The sequence below is a fragment of the Streptomyces sp. B1866 genome, assembly GCF_031932565.1.
Lineage (GTDB): Bacteria > Actinomycetota > Actinomycetes > Streptomycetales > Streptomycetaceae > Streptomyces.
Map to the genome: position 1 here is coordinate 1 of NZ_JAVSCF010000599.1, position 501 is coordinate 501.

Sequence of the window (501 nt, forward strand, 5' to 3'; positions counted from 1 at the left end):
GCCCGCGGGGGCGGCGCCGTCGCCGTCCGGCTCCGGCGCGGCGCCGTCGGGCCCGGGCGCACCGTCCGCGCTCCCCGGCGCGGCCTGCGCCTGCGACGGCTCCGAAGACGGCTCAGGCGACGACGGCTCAGGCGACGTCTCCGGGACTGGCGGGGGCGGCCAGGAGCCGCTCCGCGCCGGCGCTCCGCCGCCCGTCGCCGCGTCGCTGCCGGGCGCGTCACCGGGCTCGGCAGCGGACCACGGCGTCCCGGAGGCCGGCGGCAGGGACGCGCCGCCGGTCGCCTCCGACGCCGAGGGGGCCCCGGCGCCGCTCTCCGCGCCCCCGGGCACGGCGGGCTGGAAGTCCGGGGGCAGCGGCGGCAGGCCGGGAGGTGCCGGCGCCCAGCCCGCGGGCGGGTCGGGGTAGGCGTAGGGCTGCGGCCCGTACGGCCCCGGGGCCGCCGCGCCGGGACGGGCCTCGGGCGTGCCCGCGCCGCCGGCGTCCGCCGGGCGGGTGGCGCC

The 501-nt window shown here is 85.8% G+C and carries 1 pseudogene; it reads right to left on the reverse strand.

The features are described from left to right. A pseudogene (locus tag RKE29_RS30375) lies at window positions 1-501 on the reverse strand (hypothetical protein); the annotation flags it as partial.